1 protein-coding gene is annotated in these 1,977 nt (G+C 48.9%); it reads left to right on the forward strand.

What is annotated here, in order from left to right; all coding sequences use genetic code 11:
* A partial coding sequence (locus GRP75_RS25610) for a type I polyketide synthase (protein ID WP_160790735.1) occupies positions 1-1,977 on the forward strand: 1,977 nt, incomplete at both ends.

A 1,977-nucleotide genomic window follows, 5' to 3' on the forward strand; every position in this document is an offset into this window, starting at 1 on the left:
TGCGGTGTTTTTGTAGGTTGTGCAGCCAGTGATTATGGGAGGTCCATGAGTGGGCAGGGGCTAAATGCGCAGGTTCTTATGGGAGGGTCGCCTTCAATTCTATCCGCTCGGATTTCGTATCTGCTAAATTTGAAAGGTCCTTCTTTGGCTATTGATACCGCATGTTCTTCCTCTCTGGTGGCTATTGCTGAAGCCTGCAACAGTCTCCTTTTAGAAACAAGTGACCTTGCTTTGGCAGGCGGAGTCATGATTATGGCTGGTCCGGGGATGCATGTTATGACTAGCAAGGCAGGAATGCTGTCCAAGGATGGACGGTGCTTTACCTTTGATGCCCGTGCAAACGGGTTTGTTCCCGGAGAAGGAGTTGGGGTCATTTTATTAAAACGGCTCTCTGATGCAGTCAGAGACAAGGACTCCATATATGGAGTTATTCGGGGATGGGGAATGAACCAGGATGGAAAAACCAACGGAATAACTGCCCCAAGTGTAAATTCACAAATCTCGCTGGAAAAAGACGTATATCGACGGTTTAACATTCATCCCGAAACCATCTCCATGATAGAGGCCCACGGAACAGGAACAAAGCTGGGTGATCCTATCGAGGTGGAGGGACTTACGGAATCATTCCGATCCTATACAAGCAAGAAGGGCTATTGCGCATTGGGGTCACTGAAAAGCAATATGGGTCATATGATGACTGCGGCCGGAGTGGCCAGTGTGATGAAAGTGCTGCTGGCCATGAAGCACCACCAATTGCCGCCTACCATTCATTTCGAATCCTTAAATGAGCATATTTCTCTGGAGGATAGCCCGTTCTATATTAACACCAGCCTGCAAAGCTGGGAGCCCGAACCGGGAGTACCCCGGCGTGCGGGCGTAAGTTCTTTCGGATTTAGCGGTACTAACGCTCATATGGTTATTGAAGAATATGTTCCTGTAGTCTCTGCGGTGAATCTACCCCCAGTGGGTAAAGACAACCCGGGACTATTTGTGCTGTCCGCTAAAAGTGAACAATCCTTGAAAACCTATGCAGCAGATATGATGAATTTTGTTAAGTTGCACGAAAGCGTTAATCTCACGGACCTGACCTATACCTTGCAAGTGGGAAGAGAGGCCATGGACTGGCGTCTCGCGTTTTTGACGGATTCAAGAGAAAATCTGATAGATGAACTTGAACATTTTATTAACGGAAACTCGTCGGAAAAAGTGCTGATCGGCCGTGTGAACTATGCAGGTGGCGGAATCGAACTCTTGGATTCGCACGAAGACACCGGAACCCTGGTTCGGGCCTGGACTGAGAAGAAAAGACTTGATAAGGTAGCCAAATTGTGGGCCAATGGCGCAAGCATTGAATGGGACGCACTTTATGGAGATATCAAGCCCAGACGAATCAGTCTGCCGACCTATCCTTTCGAAAGGGCACGCTATTGGTTATCCGAAACAGACACTGGACAAGGCAGTGTAAATCTGGCTATGACTGCCCAAATTCATCCTTTATTGCATCAGAATATTTCCGATCTCTCCGGACAACGTTATAGCTCTACTTTTACAGGCCGGGAATTTTTCCTGTCAGACCACAGAATCAAGGGTCAACAAACATTACCCGGGGTGGCTTACCTCGAAATGGTGCGAGCAGCTGTAGAAGAGGCAGTGGGGGCCGTAGTAGAAAGCGAGACCCATATTCAGCTGAAAAATATCGTATGGGCTCGGCCTGTGGTTGTAGCAGACGGACCGGTCAGGGTACTCATCAGTCTATATCCCCAGGACAATGGAGAGATTGCGTTTGAAATATGCAGCGGGATGGAAGGAGCCGACGCTGAGGGCATTATACACAGTCAGGGAATGGCTGTGTTGGAGAGGGCTGGCGAGCTACAGTATCTGGACCTGAATGTCTTACGGGCAGACTGTACCCGCACACCACTTTCTCCAAGCCAATGCTATGAAGCTTTCAGAGCCATGGGGATAGACTATGGACCC

It is taken from the genome of Paenibacillus sp. OT2-17 (assembly GCF_009827695.1).
Classification (GTDB): Bacteria; Bacillota; Bacilli; order Paenibacillales; family Paenibacillaceae; genus Paenibacillus; species Paenibacillus polymyxa_B.